This window comes from Rhodococcus sp. MT28 (assembly GCF_058792695.1).
The window spans coordinates 279,328-296,788 of sequence record NZ_JBXAFD010000006.1; the positions used below are offsets into that span (position 1 = coordinate 279,328).

The 17,461-nt window shown below is 60.5% G+C and carries 16 protein-coding genes; 7 read left to right on the plus strand and 9 right to left on the minus strand.

Annotation, left to right across the window (positions count from 1 at the left end):
- Window positions 1–19: 19 nt before the first annotated feature.
- Entirely contained in the window at window positions 20–388 is a 369-nt protein-coding gene (locus tag AC1Q6C_RS23815) for a cupin domain-containing protein (RefSeq protein ID WP_058039220.1), read from the minus strand.
- Between the two features lie 250 nt (window positions 389–638).
- Window positions 639–1,202 (minus strand): TetR/AcrR family transcriptional regulator, encoded by a 564-nt coding sequence (locus AC1Q6C_RS23820; protein WP_492666847.1) that lies wholly within the window; start codon window positions 1,200–1,202, stop codon window positions 639–641.
- A gap of 98 nt (window positions 1,203–1,300) precedes the next feature.
- On the opposite strand from AC1Q6C_RS23820, the gene AC1Q6C_RS23825 reads away from it, so the two are divergent.
- A complete protein-coding gene (locus tag AC1Q6C_RS23825) occupies window positions 1,301–2,527 on the plus strand; it encodes a metal-dependent hydrolase family protein (protein ID WP_492666848.1) in 1,227 nt (408 codons plus the stop codon).
- Window positions 2,524–3,396 (plus strand): alpha/beta hydrolase, encoded by an 873-nt coding sequence (locus AC1Q6C_RS23830; protein ID WP_020906257.1) that lies wholly within the window; start codon window positions 2,524–2,526, stop codon window positions 3,394–3,396. Before AC1Q6C_RS23825 ends, AC1Q6C_RS23830 begins: the two co-directional genes overlap by 4 nt.
- Before the next feature lie 163 nt (window positions 3,397–3,559).
- On the opposite strand, the gene AC1Q6C_RS23835 is transcribed toward AC1Q6C_RS23830, so the two are convergent.
- Window positions 3,560–4,870, minus strand: coding sequence for an NAD(P)/FAD-dependent oxidoreductase (locus tag AC1Q6C_RS23835; protein ID WP_042920484.1), 1,311 nt, complete (start codon window positions 4,868–4,870; stop codon window positions 3,560–3,562).
- A gap of 257 nt (window positions 4,871–5,127) precedes the next feature.
- Window positions 5,128–6,468: an MFS transporter gene (locus AC1Q6C_RS23840; protein WP_042920482.1), complete on the minus strand. Its 1,341-nt coding sequence runs from the start codon at window positions 6,466–6,468 to the stop codon at window positions 5,128–5,130.
- A 401-nt stretch (window positions 6,469–6,869) separates the two neighbouring features.
- Here AC1Q6C_RS23840 and AC1Q6C_RS23845 point away from each other — a divergent pair, with 401 nt between their 5' ends.
- Window positions 6,870–8,087, plus strand: coding sequence for a PucR family transcriptional regulator (locus AC1Q6C_RS23845; RefSeq protein WP_007734149.1), 1,218 nt, complete (start codon window positions 6,870–6,872; stop codon window positions 8,085–8,087).
- A 641-nt stretch (window positions 8,088–8,728) separates the two neighbouring features.
- Here the strand turns inward: AC1Q6C_RS23845 and AC1Q6C_RS23850 are convergent.
- The 3 genes from AC1Q6C_RS23850 to AC1Q6C_RS23860 all read right to left on the minus strand — a co-directional run bounded on the left by AC1Q6C_RS23850 (window position 8,729) and on the right by AC1Q6C_RS23860 (window position 12,283).
- The gene (locus AC1Q6C_RS23850; RefSeq protein WP_492666849.1) at window positions 8,729–10,153 is read right to left on the minus strand and encodes an outer membrane protein assembly factor BamB family protein; all 1,425 of its coding nucleotides are present in this window, start codon (window positions 10,151–10,153) and stop codon (window positions 8,729–8,731) included.
- Between the two features lie 142 nt (window positions 10,154–10,295).
- Window positions 10,296–11,597, minus strand: coding sequence for a TrpB-like pyridoxal phosphate-dependent enzyme (locus AC1Q6C_RS23855; RefSeq protein ID WP_003945451.1), 1,302 nt, complete (start codon window positions 11,595–11,597; stop codon window positions 10,296–10,298).
- Window positions 11,598–11,824: 227 nt separating this feature from the next.
- Window positions 11,825–12,283, minus strand: coding sequence for a PaaI family thioesterase (locus AC1Q6C_RS23860; RefSeq protein WP_003945940.1), 459 nt, complete (start codon window positions 12,281–12,283; stop codon window positions 11,825–11,827).
- A gap of 85 nt (window positions 12,284–12,368) precedes the next feature.
- Between AC1Q6C_RS23860 and AC1Q6C_RS23865 the strand changes: the two genes are divergently transcribed.
- From AC1Q6C_RS23865 to AC1Q6C_RS23875, 3 genes are all read left to right on the plus strand, one after another.
- Entirely contained in the window at window positions 12,369–12,944 is a 576-nt protein-coding gene (locus AC1Q6C_RS23865; protein ID WP_007734151.1) for a TetR/AcrR family transcriptional regulator, read from the plus strand.
- A gap of 72 nt (window positions 12,945–13,016) precedes the next feature.
- Window positions 13,017–13,520, plus strand: coding sequence for an SRPBCC family protein (locus tag AC1Q6C_RS23870; RefSeq protein ID WP_019746932.1), 504 nt, complete (start codon window positions 13,017–13,019; stop codon window positions 13,518–13,520).
- Between the two features lie 28 nt (window positions 13,521–13,548).
- Window positions 13,549–14,799 (plus strand): NADH:flavin oxidoreductase/NADH oxidase family protein, encoded by a 1,251-nt coding sequence (locus tag AC1Q6C_RS23875; RefSeq protein ID WP_007734160.1) that lies wholly within the window; start codon window positions 13,549–13,551, stop codon window positions 14,797–14,799.
- On the opposite strand, the gene AC1Q6C_RS23880 is transcribed toward AC1Q6C_RS23875, so the two are convergent.
- Window positions 14,800–15,675, minus strand: a complete 876-nt coding sequence (locus AC1Q6C_RS23880) for an aldo/keto reductase (protein ID WP_064112448.1) — start codon at window positions 15,673–15,675, stop codon at window positions 14,800–14,802.
- 53 nt (window positions 15,676–15,728) lie between these two features.
- Entirely contained in the window at window positions 15,729–16,829 is a 1,101-nt protein-coding gene (ald, locus tag AC1Q6C_RS23885) for an alanine dehydrogenase (protein WP_003945541.1), read from the minus strand.
- Window positions 16,830–16,938: 109 nt separating this feature from the next.
- Here ald and AC1Q6C_RS23890 point away from each other — a divergent pair, with 109 nt between their 5' ends.
- Window positions 16,939–17,460, plus strand: coding sequence for an Lrp/AsnC family transcriptional regulator (locus AC1Q6C_RS23890; RefSeq protein ID WP_003945867.1), 522 nt, complete (start codon window positions 16,939–16,941; stop codon window positions 17,458–17,460).
- The last annotated feature ends 1 nt before the right edge of the window (window position 17,461 follow it).

The window sequence follows — 17,461 nt, forward strand, 5'->3', positions numbered from 1 at the left end:
ATGTTGCGGATTCTCTCGGTCATACGTTGTATACGACGAACACCTTGCGTACGGTCTCGGTGACCGTCCACGTACCCTTCCATCCGATTGGGAAGATTGCACTCGTACCGGCAACGAGATGTACGGGATCGCCGTCGTCCTCCTCCACGGTCATGGCGCCGGAGACGATGGTGATGATCTCGCCGCGGGTGAGGAACTCCCACCGCGACTTTCCCGGTTCGCTCTCCCAGACTCCGGATTGAATGCGGCCGTCGTCACTGGTGAACTCGACATCTGCACGAGTGATGATGTCTCCGCCGAGTGGCTCTGCACTGGGTTGGCCGAGCAGTGCTTGCTGGAAGATCCCACTTGCGCTGTTCAACTCTGCGGCACGGAAGGCAATGGTCACAATTCAATCCTGACTTTCGAAACTCATGTGAATCATCGGACTTGTCGATGATGTCGTGTGTCTGCTGAGCCGGGATACATTCACTTGTCGCATCTTTCGGCGTTTCGCTCGTACAGATGTCGAACGGGTGATCGACCATCATTCAACCGGGGCTCAGGGAACCGTCTCACGCCGAAACATGCCCGAGCCCAGGGAAAACGCCCCCGCGCCGGTGATCTCGAACGGGGGTGATCGGTTGTGTATGAGGGGTTTACGTGGTGGACGCTGTCAACGAGGTGATGAAGCGCTCGGCTGCCGCGTCGACCTCGGCGTCGGGGGTGAGCAACCTCTGTAGCAACAGTCCTCGCAGACATGCGGTTGCGATGATGCTCTGCTGCTTTGCGTCCACCATTGTGAACCCTTCGCGGAGGGCCGCCGCTTCGAGGAGGTGCGCCAAATCGTCGAGGTCGGCGGCGAAATCTTGAAATGCTTTGTGCTCGTAAACCGCAAGTCCGGCCAGGTGAAAAAAGGTGCGGCTTCGATCTTCGTGCTCGGCGTTCGAGTAGAAGATCCAGATCGCCCTGCACAGGGCCGCGAACCCGAGATCCTTGCCCATCGCGGCGATGACGAGGTTGTCACGGCGGCGAGCTTCCGACAGCACGGCGCTGAGGAGCCCCGGTCGTGATCCGAAGTGATAGGTCAGCAGCGTGTGGTGCACTCCGAGTCGCTCCGCTACTTGGCGCATCGACAGCTTCGGGCTTGGGCCGGTTTCACCGAACTCGTCGAACAGTGCCTGTAACAGTCGCTCTCGACCCTCCCCAACCGGCGATCTCACGCTACCTCCATTGACGGGTTCACCACTGTTGAGTACGGTACCGCATATCGAATTCACCAGTGTTTAGGAGAGTGGTTTCCAATGCTCGGGAGGTCCCTTTGACTGACGTATGGTTTGCCGGCGGCATGGTCGCGGATGGATCGGGTACCGACCCGGTCGAAGTCGACGTGTGCGTGAGTGACGGCATTGTCACCGCGATCGGACAGGCGCCGTCGGGTTCGACGACAGTTGACTTGGACGGCATGCTTCTGACTCCGGGGCTGATCGATGCTCATGTCCACCTGGGTATTTCGAGTCCGATCCGAAGGCAATTCGGGTTTGAGCTCTCGGCAGCCGAACTGGCTGCGGGCATCTTCGCCACCGCGGGCGATGCCCTCGACGCGGGCTTCACCACGGTGCGAGACGTCGGTGGCATCGACGGCGGAGTCGTCGACGTTATTGCGAGCGGCAAGGTGCGTGGTCCGCGTGTCCTCTCGTGCGGTCCTGTGCAGTGCCAGACCGGTGGACACGGCTACTACGGGGCCGCATGGGAGCCGACCGAGCTGTGGAACATGCACCACATTCCAGGGCTCTGCGCCTTGTCCTTGATGTCGGGTAATGCCGACGAGCTACGACGCAACGTGCGCGAGTCGTTCCGCCGAGGCGCAACATTTCTGAAACTGTGCGTCACCGGCGGTGTCGTCGGAGGCCATGACAGCCTCACCGACACACAGTTCACCGTCGAGGAAATCTCCGTGGCAGTGGAAGAAGCAGCGTCGCGCGGCACCTACGTCACGGTCCACGCGCACAACAATGCGGGCATTCGCAACGCGGTGCGGGCCGGCGTCCGGTGCGTAGAACACGGCACCGACATCGATGCGGAGACGGCCCAGCTGATGCGGGAACATGACGTGGCACTTGTCCCCACCTTCGCCGTGGTCGAGCAGTTGGCGGACACCGAAAGCATGGACCTGGACCCGGCAATACGAGAGCGTGCAGCCGGAGTGCGTCAACGCATGGCCAGAGCGCTCGAGGCCTCTCGCGCAGCAGGCCTGAGGATCGGCCTGGGCTCGGACCTCATCGGGCCGCACCAAAAGCGCCGAGGTGAGGAGTTGCACTTGCGCGCGGAGTTGGAGTCGCCGATGCATGCACTCGTTTCGGCCACCAGCGTCAATGCCGACATTCTCGGTATCGGGGAAAGCGTCGGAACTATCCGCGTCGGAATGCAGGCGGACATGGTCGCCTGGCAGCAAGACCCGCTCCACGACGCCAAGGTGTTCGCCGATCCGGACATGGCTGTTCTCGTCGTGAAGGCCGGCCACGTAGTGAAGGGAGAGGTTCGATGAGCGCAATGCTGCACGGATGTTTTGCAGACACGGAGTACTTCGAAATAACGGCGAAGTCGGGGTACAGCTACGGCATCTGGGTGACCACACCCCCCGGCTACGCGGACTCCACGGATCCCTTACCGCTGATATACGTGATGGACGGCAACTGGGCTGTAGGTCTTACCGCCCCGCTCATCGTCACGCAGGCAGACCCGTATCTGACGATCGCCCCGTACATCCAGGTCAGCGTCGGTTATGCCGGTGAAGAAGCTGCCAACTGGGCACGACTACGCAACCGCGATCTCGTGCCGCCCGGGGAACCGGTAGGCGACGAAATGACGGCCACTCTTGCCGCTGCTCGCGACTCGGGTGCAATGACCCAGGAGTATGTGGACGCCTACCTCGAGGAGCTGGCAGACACCCACGCGGACGTCTTCCTCGACTTCCTGACCAACGAACTCCACCCTCGCCTGTACTCGTCGGAGCTACGTGTCAGCGAGTCCGGGCACGGACTCTTCGGGTACTCGTACGGAGGCCTTTTCGCCCTCTACGCATGGCTGCGCGACGCGCCCCCATTCGCGACCTTCGGTGCGGGTAGTCCCGGAGTTGTGAACGCCGACAGCCAGATCCACACACTGGTCGAGGCACTGCCCGAGCGTGGCGTGGGCTCAGTTGTTCCGCAGCTGCACGTCACGCTGAACGAAGCCGAACTGACTGGACCCATTCCGATCTATCGCGGACTGTCACGCAACGTTCTCGCCGTCGTGGAGCAGTTGCATGGCAAGGGACGGTCGCAGGATGTTTCGACCGCGTTGTTGCACGAGACGCACGTAACCGGGCTGCAGGCATCGTTCCTGAGCTACTTGAAGAGCTGCCATGCACGTTAGCTCTCCGTCCCGGAGGCGATGTGCCGCTGACACGTTCTAGGGCGATTTTCCGTAGACGCCGTTGAAGGAGAAGTCGGCTGTGGGTGTCCACCACGTAGCGGACACCCACAGCCGTGTCTATTCAGTTGTCGCGGCTATCGATTCTCCAAGCCGGACAAGACTTCTAACCCATGACCGTCCCGGTCGACTCGGCATTGGGTGCCCGAAGGCGGGAGAATGCGCCGAGGTCGATTTCGAGCCCGGTGTGCATCCCGACATAGGTCAGGGGATCAGCGTCGTGATCGTGTCCAGCTTCCACCTGGTCGATGATCCTGGACATGAGGCGCCCAGCGATGGGCGCATTTTTGAATTGGTTCCCGCTGGTGCCCATGGCGACGTAGAAACCTTGCCTGTCTGTCTTGTCATAGATCGGGGTCCAGTCGGATGCTGCGTCGTACACGCCGGCAATACCTTTCGGTTGTGACGGGACCTCCAGGGTGGGGAAACGCCTGGCGGCGCGGAAAACCTGCGCTTCGAACCGGGCAACAGTGCGATTCGGGTTGGCGGTATCAGGGTCGTCGATCCACTCGAGCGGATCGCAATCCGGTTCGGTTCCGCCGACAAGGAAACCGTTTCCAGGTTCGGCTCGCATGTAGGTTCCGAGATCCAAATCGGCGATCATCGGGCCGAGGATCTCGTCGTCGTTGTAGCCAGTGGGTGCGGTGACGTGATGAACTTCCTGGCGCAAGGGCCGAACCGAAACCTTGAAGTCGGCCCCGACGTTCGACAGCTTGTTGAACGCTCCTGACCAGGGGCCGGCGGCATTGACGACAATCTTGGATTTCACACTTTCCCCGTCGTCGAGCCCTAGCTGCCAGATGCCGTCAGGCAACTGCTCGACTGCCAATACACGCGTGTTGTATGCGAAAACCGCACCGTGCGAACGTGCTGCCGAAGCAAGATTCGCGGCAGCCAGTTGCGGGTCGTCGACGAACCCCGCCTGAGGTGTGTACAGCGCGCCGAGCGTGGTTTCGGCATCTGCGAAGAAGGACTCCGAGTCGACTGGCTTCGGAGGATAGTATTTGCCGGCGTCGATACCGGGAATCTTCTCGACGAGTGTCGTTGCGTCCCAAAGCTGGTAATCGATTCCTATCTTCTCGAATAATCCGATCGTGCGCGCGTGGGGCGCGACGTCGACATCGAGCAGTGCCATCCCGCATTGCCGAAACTTCGCAAGCGCGCCGTCGACTGTCGCGTTGAGATGCTCGCTCCAGTTTTGCCAGCAATGCAGCGACTCCCAAGCCGCAGCCATACCGTCGAATGTGGAGTAGTTGAACCGGATAACCGCACTGGATGCACTGGTCGAGCCGTAGCCCGGACCACCAGACTTGTCGATGACCAGGACTTCGTAGCCTCGAGCGGCCAGTTCGTAGGCGATGGAGCTGCCGATCACTCCAGCTCCGACCACAACTGCATCGGTCTTGTCGGTAGGCACTTTCGGCCTCTCTTTCTACTGATGGCTTCGCCGGATCGAAAGCACAGCTGTTCGATCCGGCAAGCTTGGGTTCTGGTAATTCCGACGCCGTCGACTTCCTCTGGAGAGCTTCATCCCGACTTCTCGGATTCGGCTCTGCCTTAATGAATTTGGCACCTGAAAGTCCAGAGGTGTTCGTCGTCCTCAACTCTCTCGTGGCGGCCATCGGAACGCTATCGACAGCTGCGCAAATAATTACAGCCGTGGCGCGTCCGTTGTCAGAAATGTTTCGTCGGGCTGCCCTGAGTGGCAGACCAGTTTTTCGTTTCCGGAATCCCTCGCCACAGAATGGGAAGCGCGATCAAAGCGATGGCGGTCGCATAGAAGGCAGGCGACAGATCGCTTCCAGTGGCGTTGACCAGTGCTGCGCACACCAGAGGAGCGGTCCCTGCAAAAAGTGCATATGCGATGTTGTAGGGGATTGCCGTGCCGGTGAATCGAGCATGCGTCGGCATCATTTCGAGGATTACGAGCAAAGCGGACGCGAGTAGGGAAAGCGCGATGACCAGAGCAGCCAGTGCAACGGCAATCGCGAAAATGTTTCCGGTGCCGATGAGCATGTAGCTGGGCACCGAAACGAAAACTGACATCACCATGCCGATTCTGACGAGAGGTCTCCGGCCGATTCGGTCGACCGTGGCGCCGAAGAAGATGAACAGCGGGACTGCGAGAACCAAAGCGCCGGTTGTCATCAGCAGTGCCACCGTGCTCGAAACGTCGGCTGAAAGAATCAGAAATGTCGGCATGTAGCCGAGCAGCATATGAGTAACGACACCGAGCGAGGCGAAGTACACGAAGGACGTGAGCAGAGTCCGCCAGTGATTGCGGAACAGATCTGCGAGTGGGCGGGTTGGAAGGGAATCGTTTTCTTGCATTTCCTTGAACGCCGGAGTCTCCTCGACGGCAAGCCTCATGAACAGGCCCACCATGGCGACAACGCCTCCGATGATGAACGGCCAACGCCATCCTCCGTCGGCGAAGTGCTCAGCGCCGACCGAGCTGAATGACAAGACTGTGACCGTGGCCAAGATGCTGCCGACAAATGACGAAGAGCTGATTATCCCTGCGTACAAGCCTCGGCGGTGGGACGGCGCATGCTCGACGACGAAGGTGGCAGCTCCGGTGTATTCGCCCCCGGCCGAGAATCCTTGAACCAATCGGCACAGCAGCAGCAACAGCGGTGCGGCAACACCGATCGAAGCGTACGTCGGTAGGAGACCGATTGCCGCCGTCGAGCAGCCCATGAGCGTAATTGCCAGGGACAGTGACCTCCGTCGGCCGAGGCGGTCACCCAGTCTTCCGAAGAATATGCCGCCGGCAGGTCTGGCCAAGAATGCGACTCCGTAAAGAGCGAAGGTGGCAAGCAGTGCGCCACTGCCGAACTCCGGAGGGAAGAACACTGTCGCGAGAACTGCGGCAGTGAAACCGTAGATCGTGAAATCGAACCATTCGACGATGTTGCCTGTCGCGCCGGCAATCAGGGCCCTACGGCGTGCCGATCGAGGTCCGGGTGACGTCTCGGTTTGATGCTCTACAGGAGCATTTGCTGTGCCGGTCATGATGATTCCTCTCGGGATGTGCTGAATGGCAACGGCTTTGCGATATCACGGTCACCGATGTCATTCGAGGTATTCGACATTGAAAGAGGTCGGTGGGATTCGATGTTGAACTGGCGACCGAAGGTCGTTTGTCGATTTCGGGTCGGAGGCGACTTCGTCTGAGGGAGATCGTGCCGGCCGGCCTCGCTCCCCATTACGCAAATCCCACGGCTGCAACAGATCTCGTCGCTGCCACTTCTGCCGGTTTGCGGACCGAGTGAAGACGTCACGGGTCTCGGGTGCTTGGCATGAAGCGAGCCTATGGTGCAAAAGTTAGTTGCATCACTGTCATGTGTTCAATTTTCTACGTAGAAGTTTGGGCATATGTTGCAAACCGGAGAGGGGGCTCGTACAGTTCGACCATGGTCGGAGAACTGCAGCATTTGGTGGACACTACCGGGCGCCGACTGGACCGTTCCGTTGCGATCGATGATGTACAGATTCGTCTGCTCGCGTACAACTCGCATGACAGTGCCGTCGATTCAGTCAGAATGAATTCCGTTCTACAGCGGAATGTTTCACGCGAGATCGTAGACTTCATCTACGCGAGTGGAGGCCGTGAAGCCCTCGATCTCTTCACTGTTCCCGTCAACGAAGAACTAGGGCTGACCCTTGGCCGGGTCGGGATGCCGATCCGATATCGCAATGCGCTGCTGGGCTTCGTCTGGCTGTTGACTTCGGAGGGCGAAGTTGACGAGGATCAAGCCGAGGTCTTGAGGCGCACGGCTGATGCGGCAGCGATGATCCTCCACCGCGAACAGTTGCTGGACGAGTTGTCCCGAAGTCGGGAGCGGGAACTTACTCGAGACGTCCTGTCGGGCGAGCGGTCGCTGCGCGAGGACGCGGCAAACAGGTTGGCCGAGGAGGGCTTGTTGGCTGCGGGTCCAGCAGTCGTGGTCACTGTGTTGCTCCGTCCTGGCGACCAGTCGACATTGACCGAAAGAGATCGTCTGAGTGTTGCCGTCGGCGTCGATCAGCTTCGTCGGAGGCTCCCGCGGAACAGTGCAATCCAACTCGACCGCCCCGACCACAGTCTGTTGATCGTATCGGTGGCCGAACGCTCGACTCAAACCCATCTGGTCTCGCTGATCGTGGCAGCCCGGGAGCGAGTCTTGTCTGAAAGTGGGCGCCAGAACATCGAATGTTGGGTCGGTATCGGTGAACCGCGAACCTCGGTTGCACACGTGCGCGAATCCTACGAAGAGTCCAGACGTTCCGCAGATGTGGCCCAGGTCGTCAAGGTGCTCGGAAATGTTGTGCGTTATCGGGATCTCGGCGTCTACGGACTTCTGGCCGAACTGTCGGAGGATCGACTCGAGAACAGTATTCACTCAGGTTTGCAGTCCTTGCTCAGCCATGAGGACTCGAAAAGTGAGGCTCTTCTCGCGACGCTGGAGAGTTTTTTGGACAATGCCGGTGACGTAAAGCGAACGTCAGAGGCGCTCTGTGTGCATCGAGGGAGCTTGTACTATCGCTTGCGGCGAATTCAGGAGATAACACGAGCAGACTTGGCAAACGGCGACGACCGGTTGGCCTTGCATTTGAGCCTGAAAGTCGCGCGGCTGTTGGATCTCCGATGATCCCGATCCGAGAAGAGGGGACTGCGGAAGAATCAAGCGGCTCAACGTAGTTGGCGGCTTTCGATCGTCAAGCGGGATGGTTCTGGGGTGGGAAAGGAAGCGCGTCGTACATCGGCCGGGGTGGGTTGGCTTGACCTGCTGAGACGTTCATACGTTTGATCGGGCACCTTCTATCCTCCTGTCGGCAGATGCGGCGGAGTGCAACTTTTTCGGGCATTGAAAGTGCAGAATCGTCCAGATGGGTGTCGAGCTGCGTGAAGAACGCGCGTTTTTGCAAACCGAAATGACGACGAATTTGGTCTGAGTTCGGTCCCCCGGTACGCAGATGTTTGCGCGCGAACTGGACTATTTGTTGCCGACTGCAAATTGGGGATTTCGCGACCATCCCGTTGGCTCCCTTTACGGTTGGGTTGGATCAGATACCTGAGTCGGTGCGATTTTTACGCACCCCTTCACTGCAGGTCTGGTCTGATCTTTCCGAAATTGGAGTCGCGGAGATATATGCAGTTGTTCGAGATCGTTCCCCCGAAATTGAACAAACGCGCCAGACTGGATTGTGGCCATTGATGCTGCACGTCTAGCCATTTGCTTGCTGCTGAACTGGCTGGTCAGTACGACACGGTATCGGTGATGTTGCCGGCCTAACGCCAAACGGTGAAATGGTTCTGCCAGGAGAACGACACGTTTTTGCCGGCATTCGAGACGACGACTCCGCGTGGATCAACTTCTGGGGGAAGGGGAACCGACCACGTCATCTTTCCGTCGCGAGCCCGGATCGCGTGCATGCCGGTGTAGTCGCTGAAGACGAAGTGGTCGCCATCGGTTACCCCGCTGCGAACCCAGTACGCGTCTTGCCAGGGCGTTTGCCACAACTGTCGGCCACTCTCGATGTCGAGACCCGAGATTGTGCGAGTCTCGGGAGACGTGACCAGGATTGTTTTTCCTACCACCGCGGCGATGGCGCTTCCCATCCCGGCCATCGCGGTGTTGACGATTTGTGAACTGCGCCAGAGTTCGTCACCGGAATTCGGGTCGTAGGCGCCGTCGCCGAGAAACATCGGCAGGCCCGTCGAGGACTTACTTGGGTAGGACGACGATGAGTACGAGGGAATCGGTATCGCACGAATCGTGGATCCATTTGAAGCCAAGAGGTTTTGGGTTCCTGCATAACCTGACCTGCCGCCGACACTGGTGAGGAACAATCCGTTCCCGGCCGGGGCAAGCGAATCACCCTCGAATCTGAATCGTTCGGCGCCGGAATCCAGATCGTAGATTCGATAGCGGTACTGTGGGTCCCCGCCATCGCCCTGTTCCATCGCAATGACAGTGTCGGTGTGAGGGACCGTGTAGACGGCCCCGAACTTCTCACTTGGTTCGAAGGTGCGAACGAAGTTGGCAGTCAAATCGGTTGTGGTGCCGCTGGCAAGAATTCGTGTTCGAACCGTTCCGTCCATCCTTTCGCCGGACGTGTACACGGTGTCTCCGGCGATGGTGGCGCCATTGAGATCGAAGTCGGTTCCGAGGTCGGACATAAGAGTTCCGGTCGCGGTATCGACAAAGATCATCCGTCGATCGCCCCAGCACGCGATGATCGTGGATTCGTTCTGTTGGCTGCACTGGCCGATGACTCCGCCGATTCGCGTTTTCCACAGCGGACTTCCGTCGTCGGGATTCACCCCGACGAGTGTGACGGCACCGACTCCCTGACTCGACGAAGACTCGTCGGTCTTGGGAAGCGGATAAGCAGTCGCGGCCACCAGCACGTCACCGACTTGGTACGTGTTGCCGTAGCCGTAGTAGCTATCGAGCGTGGAAGGCATCGACAGCAGCACGTCCCCGGGGTTGTCCGTGAGCGCTCGGACATCGAGTTCCCAGGCTTGTTGCGGAGGATCGGAGAGGTCTACGTCGACAACGCCTTGCTCGACGATCGGACCGCCTGTCTTCTGCTTCGGCCATGCCGCATCACTGGAGTCGGAGATTACCGATACGACGATGAACGCGATCGCCACGAGCAATGCCAGTCCGAGTGCGACCAGTTTCCAATGTTCCTTCAACCGAAGCTGCATCGAAAGACCGTAACCGATCGATCAAACTGATCGGTTCGTTTCGCGGACGGCCGGCACGATGTCGATCGCGAGATCGAGCCCACGTGCTCGGTGTGACGAAGTGTGGTGGCCTCGTACGCACGAGACCACCACACCGACGGCGTCAGACGTAAGGCGAGTACGCCGGAAGATCCAACTGACCGTTGCCGGACAGCCCGATCACGATCACCTCGGGTTCGGTGACGGCACGGGCGTGAGCGATAGCGCCGGCAACCGCGTGGGTGGATTCCGGAGCCGGGATGATTCCTTCGGCGCGGGCGAAAATCAGACCTGCCTGGAGTGCGTCGTCCTGATCGACGGCAATTGCATCCATGAGTCCGAGGTTGACCGCGTGCGAGACCATCGGCGACATGCCGTGGTAGCGGAGGCCACCGGCATGGATGGCCGGCGGTACGAAATCCTTACCCAGAGTGTGCATCTTGAGCAGCGGCGTCAGGCCGGCGACATCACCGAAGTCGTAGCGGTACTCGCCCTGGGTGAGGGACGGGCATGCCGACGGCTCGCAGGCGACCAGACGAGTCTTGGTGCCTTCGCGAAGGTTTCGTCCCAGGAACGGGAAGGTGAGTCCGGCGAGGTTGGAACCGCCACCGGCGCAACCGAACACGGTGTCGGGGACGGCGTCGCCGGCTTCTTCGAGCTGGACCATTGCTTCCTGACCGATCACGGTCTGGTGCAGCATGACGTGGTTCAGCACGCTACCGAGTGAGTAGTGCGTGTTCGGATCCTGCGCAGCGACCTCGACGGCCTCACTGATGGCCATACCGAGCGAGCCGGTGGTGTCGGGATGCGACTTCAACAGTGCGCGTCCGGCTTCCGTCAGGTCCGAAGGCGACGGGTGACAGATTCCGCCGTACGCCTCCATCTGGATGCGTCGGTACGGCTTCGAATCGAAGGACGAGCGAACCTGCCATACCTCGACGTCGAGTCCGAGCAGCGCGCCCGCGAACGACAGCGACGCACCCCACTGTCCCGCACCGGTTTCGGTGGTGAGCTTGGTGGTTCCCTCGATTGCGTTGTAGTAAGCCTGCGCGACAGCAGTATTCGGCTTGTGTGAACCGACCGGGCTCACGCCTTCGTACTTGTAGTAGATGCGGGCAGGTGTGCCGAGAGCGCGCTCGAGTCGATGCGCGCGGAACAGGGGAGAGGGCCTCCACATGCCGTAGATCTCGCGAACCGTCTCCGGGATCTCGATGTAGCGCTCGGTTGCGACTTCCTGCGCGATGAGGTTCATCGGGAACAGCGGCGCCAAGTCCTCGGGGCCGAGCGGCTCACGAGTGCCCGGATGCAGGTGCGGGGGAACAGGCTCGGGGAGGTCAGCCGCCAGGTTGTACCAGTGCGTCGGCACTTTCGACGGGATGGAGACGCCCAAAGGCTCGAGCGAACGGTTGAGTGGGGTGGTGGTCAACTAACTCTCCTTCGTGGATTCGGTACCTGATCTTGGCGGTCGTAGCGACGACGCGTACGGCATTTGCCGGATCGGGGATCCTGAGAGGAGCCTGCTGGACCACCCGATATCGGTCCGGGCAGCACGCAGTTGCGGCTGACCGTCAGCGGTCGGGCCACCAGAGGTGCGCAGTGAGCAGGGTCACGAGCCGATCGTACATCGGCACTCGCACCCTGCTCACGTCGGGCTTAGCGAAAAATCATGCACGTCGTGGTTCCATGCGCCACCAACTTGCCGTTTTTGTCGAGGACCTTGCCCTCTGCCGTCGCGGTACGCCCGCCCACGTGAATGACGCTGCCGTGGGCTGTCAGTTCGTCACCGTCGAGAGGCACCGTGCGGATGTAGTTGAGCTTGAGTTCGAGGGTCGTGTAGCCGACGCCGGCCGGAAGCATCGTGTGTACCGCGCAGCCCATGACCGAGTCGAGCAGCGTTGCGCAGATGCCGCCGTGCACAGTGCCGAGCGGGTTGCTGAAATCGGCGCGCGGGGTCAGGGCGAAGCTCACGGATCCTTCGTTGACCTCGCGCATCTCCATGCCGAGGAGGCGTCCGATGCTGGGCCGGTCGTTGACCTGCGTTCCCATCCAGCGGAGAAGTTCGAGGCCTGTCATCTGCGCCGGATCGACGGTCGCGGTTGTCTCGTCACTCATTGTTTCATCCCATCACTATGTAGGTCGTCATACATAACGTAGCGTATGAGTCGACAGGTGTACCGACGGCCGAAGGATCTGTGACATGGCAGAGCTGAGCTCACGTGATCGCATGATTCGTAGTGCGGTCGAACTGATCAGCCGCAACGGCGTCGATGCGACATCCTTCAGCGACGTCATCAAGCACAGCGGCGCGCCCCGTGGGTCGATCTACCATCACTTTCCAGGCGGCAAGACGGAGTTGATGGTCGAAGCTGTGCGCGCGGCCGGTGCGATCATCACCAGACGAATCAGCTCGGCTGCGGCTACCGGTTCCACGGCCGACGTGATCGAAGCGGTCGGAGACATCTGGCGACTCAATCTCACACGCTCGGACTTCGCGATCGGCTGCCCGGTGATTGCCGGCGGGTTGGCGCGTGCCAGTGAGCCAGAAGTCGCGGAAGTGTCGGCTGAGGTCATGCTGGGATGGCAGAAGTTGATCGAATCGCAACTCGAAACTGCGGGTTATCCTGCAGTGCAGGCAAAATCGATGGCAAACCTGACGATCACGTCGGTCGAAGGTGCAGTGGCGGTGTGCCAGACGACTCGAAGTATCGAGCCGCTCGAACAGGTCATCGCTTCACTGCAGGGGCTCTCTCGTTCTGAGGCTTGGTCCCGCTGAGCCTTCGGGGGTTGACTTCGGTCGTCAAGTATCCGTAACTTCATGTAACGGCTAATTGGGCAGGAGTAGGCGATGACACATTGGTTCGACCTCGAACCGGTCGGTGTCGATTTCTTCGACACGGCACCGCATATCTTCACGTACTCGATCGATCTCGCCGCCGAACCTGACGCCGTCTGGGCCGGTCTGACCGCCGACGAGCCTTTGTCGTGGTGCCGACTGCTCACAAAAGTGCACTACACCTCGCCGCGCCCCTACGGCGTCGGCACGCGCCGAATCGCGGAGGTGGGCGGCGGTGCGATGCAGATGCGCGAAAAGTTCATCACCTGGGACGACGAAACGCGTCGGCACTCGTTTTACGTCGAACAGTCCAATGTTCCGCTGTTCCAATCCTTCGCGGAGGACTACCGCGTCGACGAGCTCGCAGTGGGTTCGAGACTGCAGTGGAATTTTGCATTCTCGCCGCGTCCGAAGCTGTCGCTCGCGGTGCGCGGCGGGCTACCGGTCAACTCGCTGATCTTCTCGAGCTTCGTGCGCGATACCAAGCGGCACTTCGGTTCTGCGCCACGCCATTGACTTTCTTCCCTTCATACGAGAGGCATCCATGACCACACTCGGAGAATCGTTGACTTTGCCCTGCGGGCAGATCCTGCGGAATCGGACCATGAAAGCTGCGCTCAGCGAGGCTCTGGGTGACCGCACTCATGGACCGTCCACTCGCTTGGAAACGCTGTACGGTCGTTGGGGCAGTGGCGGGTTCGGTTTGCTGATCACCGGCAATGTCATGGTCGATCGATCGCAGATCGCCGAACCGGGCAATGTCGTCGTCGACGACGATCGTGATGCCGAAGCACTGACTGCCTGGGCCAAGACCGCCAAGAACGGCGGCGCCGAGATCTGGATGCAGCTGAACCACCCAGGGCGGCAATCCAACCCGATTGCCAGCAGAGGTAGACCGGTCGCCCCGAGCGCGATCGCGCTGAAGATTCCGGGAATGGCGACGCCGCGAGAACTCTCGACCGCTGAGATCGACGAGATCATCGACAAGTTCGCGGAAACCGCTCGCGTCGCCGAGTCCTCCGGCTTCGGCGGCGTGCAGATACACGCAGCGCACGGTTATCTTGTTGCGCAGTTCCTTTCGCCCTTGTCCAATCAGCGGACGGACGAGTGGGGTGGAGATCCCGAGCGTCGACGACGCTTTCTGATCGAGATCGTTCGGCGCATACGCTCTGCCGTTGCTCCGGGATTCGCGGTCTCGGTCAAGCTCAACTCGGCTGATTTCCAACGAGGTGGATTCTCGGAAGACGAGTCGCGAGAAGTAGTGCGCGCGTTGACCGAAGAGTCGGTGGATCTCATCGAGATCAGCGGTGGCAGTTATGAATCGCCGGCCATGATGGGTAAAGCGCAGAAGCAGAGCACTCGGGATCGAGAGGCATATTTCCTCGAGTACGCCGAGACAGTCCGAGCGATTGCCGGCGACATTCCCTTGGCGGTCACCGGCGGCTTCCGCTCGCGATCGGCGATGGTCGAGGCACTGGCTTCCGGCGCGTGCGACGTGATCGGCCTCGGCCGGCCGACGATCACGATCCCCGACGCGGCAACCGTTCTCCTGGAATCGGATCGGGAACGATTGACCGTGCCGACTGTTGAGTTCGGAGCGCGGAAGTTGTTGGGGAAGGTTGCCGACATCTCGATGCTCGACGGTGCACTCGACCTGCAGTGGCATACCGATCAGCTGCACCGGATGGGCGACGGAAGCGAGCCGGATCCGGCTCGGCCGTGGTGGAAGACCCTCGGAACGATGGTGAGGCGAAACGGATTCGATGCGCTTCGCCCCACCAAACGAGCGGCTTGATCAGTTCGGTGCACCGATGTTGAGTTCATCGGGATGCGCGCCGACGCGGGTGCCGTCGTCGAGAGTGTCGATTTCGCTCAGGTCGAGATCGGTGAGTTCGAAGTCGAATACGTCGATGTTCTGAGCGATTCGAGCATCGTGTACGGATTTCGGGATGACGATCAGGCCGTTCTGAAGGTGCCAACGGATCAGGACCTGCGCGGCAGTCTTGCTGTGGCGGTCACCGATTCGTGTGATGATCGGGTCGGTGAGCAGGGTGTTGGGCTTGGACGCCTTACCCCAACCTGCGTTACTGGTACCGCCGAGTGGGCTCCACGATTCGACCTTGATCCCGTGCTCGGCGGCCTTGTCGCGAATGGCGTGCTGCGTGAGGTGCGGGTGCAGTTCCACCTGATCGACTGCGGGCAACAATCCACCGCGTTCGACGAGAAGCTGCAGATGATGCGGCTCGAAGTTGCACACCCCGATTGCCTTGGCGCGGCCCGATTCCGCGATCTTTTCTAGTGCGTCCCACGTGCGGAGGAGTCGGTCGTTGTCCTGCAGAGGCCAGTGGATGAGGTAGAGATCGACGTAGTCGACGCCGAGCTTGTCGATGCTGGTGTCGAAAGCCTTCAACGCCGGCTCGTAGCCCTGATCTGCATTCCAGAGCTTCGTGGTGAGGAAGATGTCCTCTCGCGCGACGGACGAGTTGGCGATACCTCGTCCGACGCCCTCTTCGTTTCCGTAGGCGGCAGCGGTGTCGATGTGCCGGTAGCCAGCCTCGTCGAGTGCGAACCGTACTGCATGCTCGGTTTCGTCGTTGGTGGCCTGCCAGACTCCGAGGCCGAGTTGCGGGATCGCGGTTCCGGAATTCAGCGTGATGTCAGGAATGCTCATGGATCAAGGCTAGCGATCTCGAGCTGTCCTTGCCTGGGTCAGAGCTGCCTGGGTCAGAGAGTGGTAGCCGAGTACCCATGCGCCGCTGCAACACTGTCGGACAGGAGCAGGCCGTCGTGTGTGCTCAGACCTGACCCCAGGCCGGGAACTGTCGCGACCGCGTCCTTCCACCCCTTGTCTGCCAAGGCGACGACGTACGGAAGCGTCGCGTTGGTGAGTGCGTAGGTGGACGTACGGGGGACGGCTCCGGGCATGTTCGCAACGCAGTAGAAGACCGAACCGTGTACCTGGTACGTCGGATCGGCGTGCGTGGTCGCGTGTGAATCCTCGAAGCAGCCTCCCTGGTCGATGGCGATGTCGACCAGGACAGAACCCGGCTTCATACGCGCCACCAGGCTGTTGGAGACGAGAGTCGGCGCCTTCGCCCCGGGGACCAGCACTGCGCCGATGACCAGGTCGGCGTCGAGGACTGCCTGTTCGAGTTCGAGGCTGTTGGACGTGATGGTCTTGACCTGGCCGTGGTACAGCTCGTCGATTTCCCGCAGGCGCGCGATCGACAGGTCGAGAACGGTGACGTCGGCCTGCATGCCGTAGGCCACGGCGATGGCGTTCTTGCCGGAGACTCCCGCACCGATCACCACGACCTTGGCGGGGCGCACTCCGGGTACGCCGCCCATCAGCACTCCGCGTCCGCCGCCGTGACGCATCAAGTGATAGGCGCCCGCCTGCGGTGCCAGGCGTCCGGCTACTTCACTCATCGGGGCGAGGAGGGGCAGTGAACCGTCGGAACCGACAACTGTTTCGTAGGCGATGGAGGTGGTCTTCGACGTCAGGAGCGCGTCGGTGCATTCCTTCGACGCCGCCAGGTGCAGGTAGGTGAAGAGAACCTGATCCTTACGGAGTCGCGAATACTCTTCTGCAATAGGTTCTTTGACCTTCAGGAGTAGATCTGCGTCCGTCCAGACCTGATCGGCAGATCCGAGGATCTGCGCGCCCGCGGCCTTGAAATCCTCGTCACTGAACGAGGAGCCGACGCCTGCACCCGTTTCGATGACGACTTCGTGTCCTCGGCCGACCAGTTCGTGGACGCCTGCTGGGCTGATGGCCACGCGGTACTCGTGGTTTTTGATCTCGCGGGGGATTCCGACCTTCATGACACGGCTCCGAACTGAGTCTGTTGTTTCTTCGAATGGCAGGTGCCAAGCATGAAGTTTCGTCGCCAGATAGTGAAGAGAAGTGAAGATAATTCTCTAGGCTGTATTCATGGTGCGCGAAAGTTCAAAAATCGGTATTCAGACGGCCGCCTCGCCGAAGCATGTTCGGGCAGCAATGAAGTTGGACGAGATCGACCGGGTTCTGCTCGAAGAGCTGGCGAAAGACGCGAGGATTCCGAACAATGCGCTGGCTGCGATCGCGGGAATTGCGCCGTCGACATGCCTCGGCCGTGTGCGCGCCTTGGTGGACAACGGCGTGATCAGGGGATTTCACGCGGACATCGACCCCGCCGCTCTCGGAATGGATCTGCAGGCGATGATCGCAGTTCGACTGCAGGCCAACGCACGGTCGCACCTCAACCGGCTCGGCGACGATTTCGCCAAGCTGGACTCCGTGCTCAACGTGTACTTCGTTGCCGGTGTCGACGACTACATGCTGCACGTCGCAACGACGGATTCGGCGCAGTTGCGTGACTTCGTCGTCAACAATCTCTCGGCACATCCAGCGGTTGCTGCGACCGAGACGATTCTGATCTTCGAACACGTCAGGCCTCGAGGCGGTACTGCCTGAT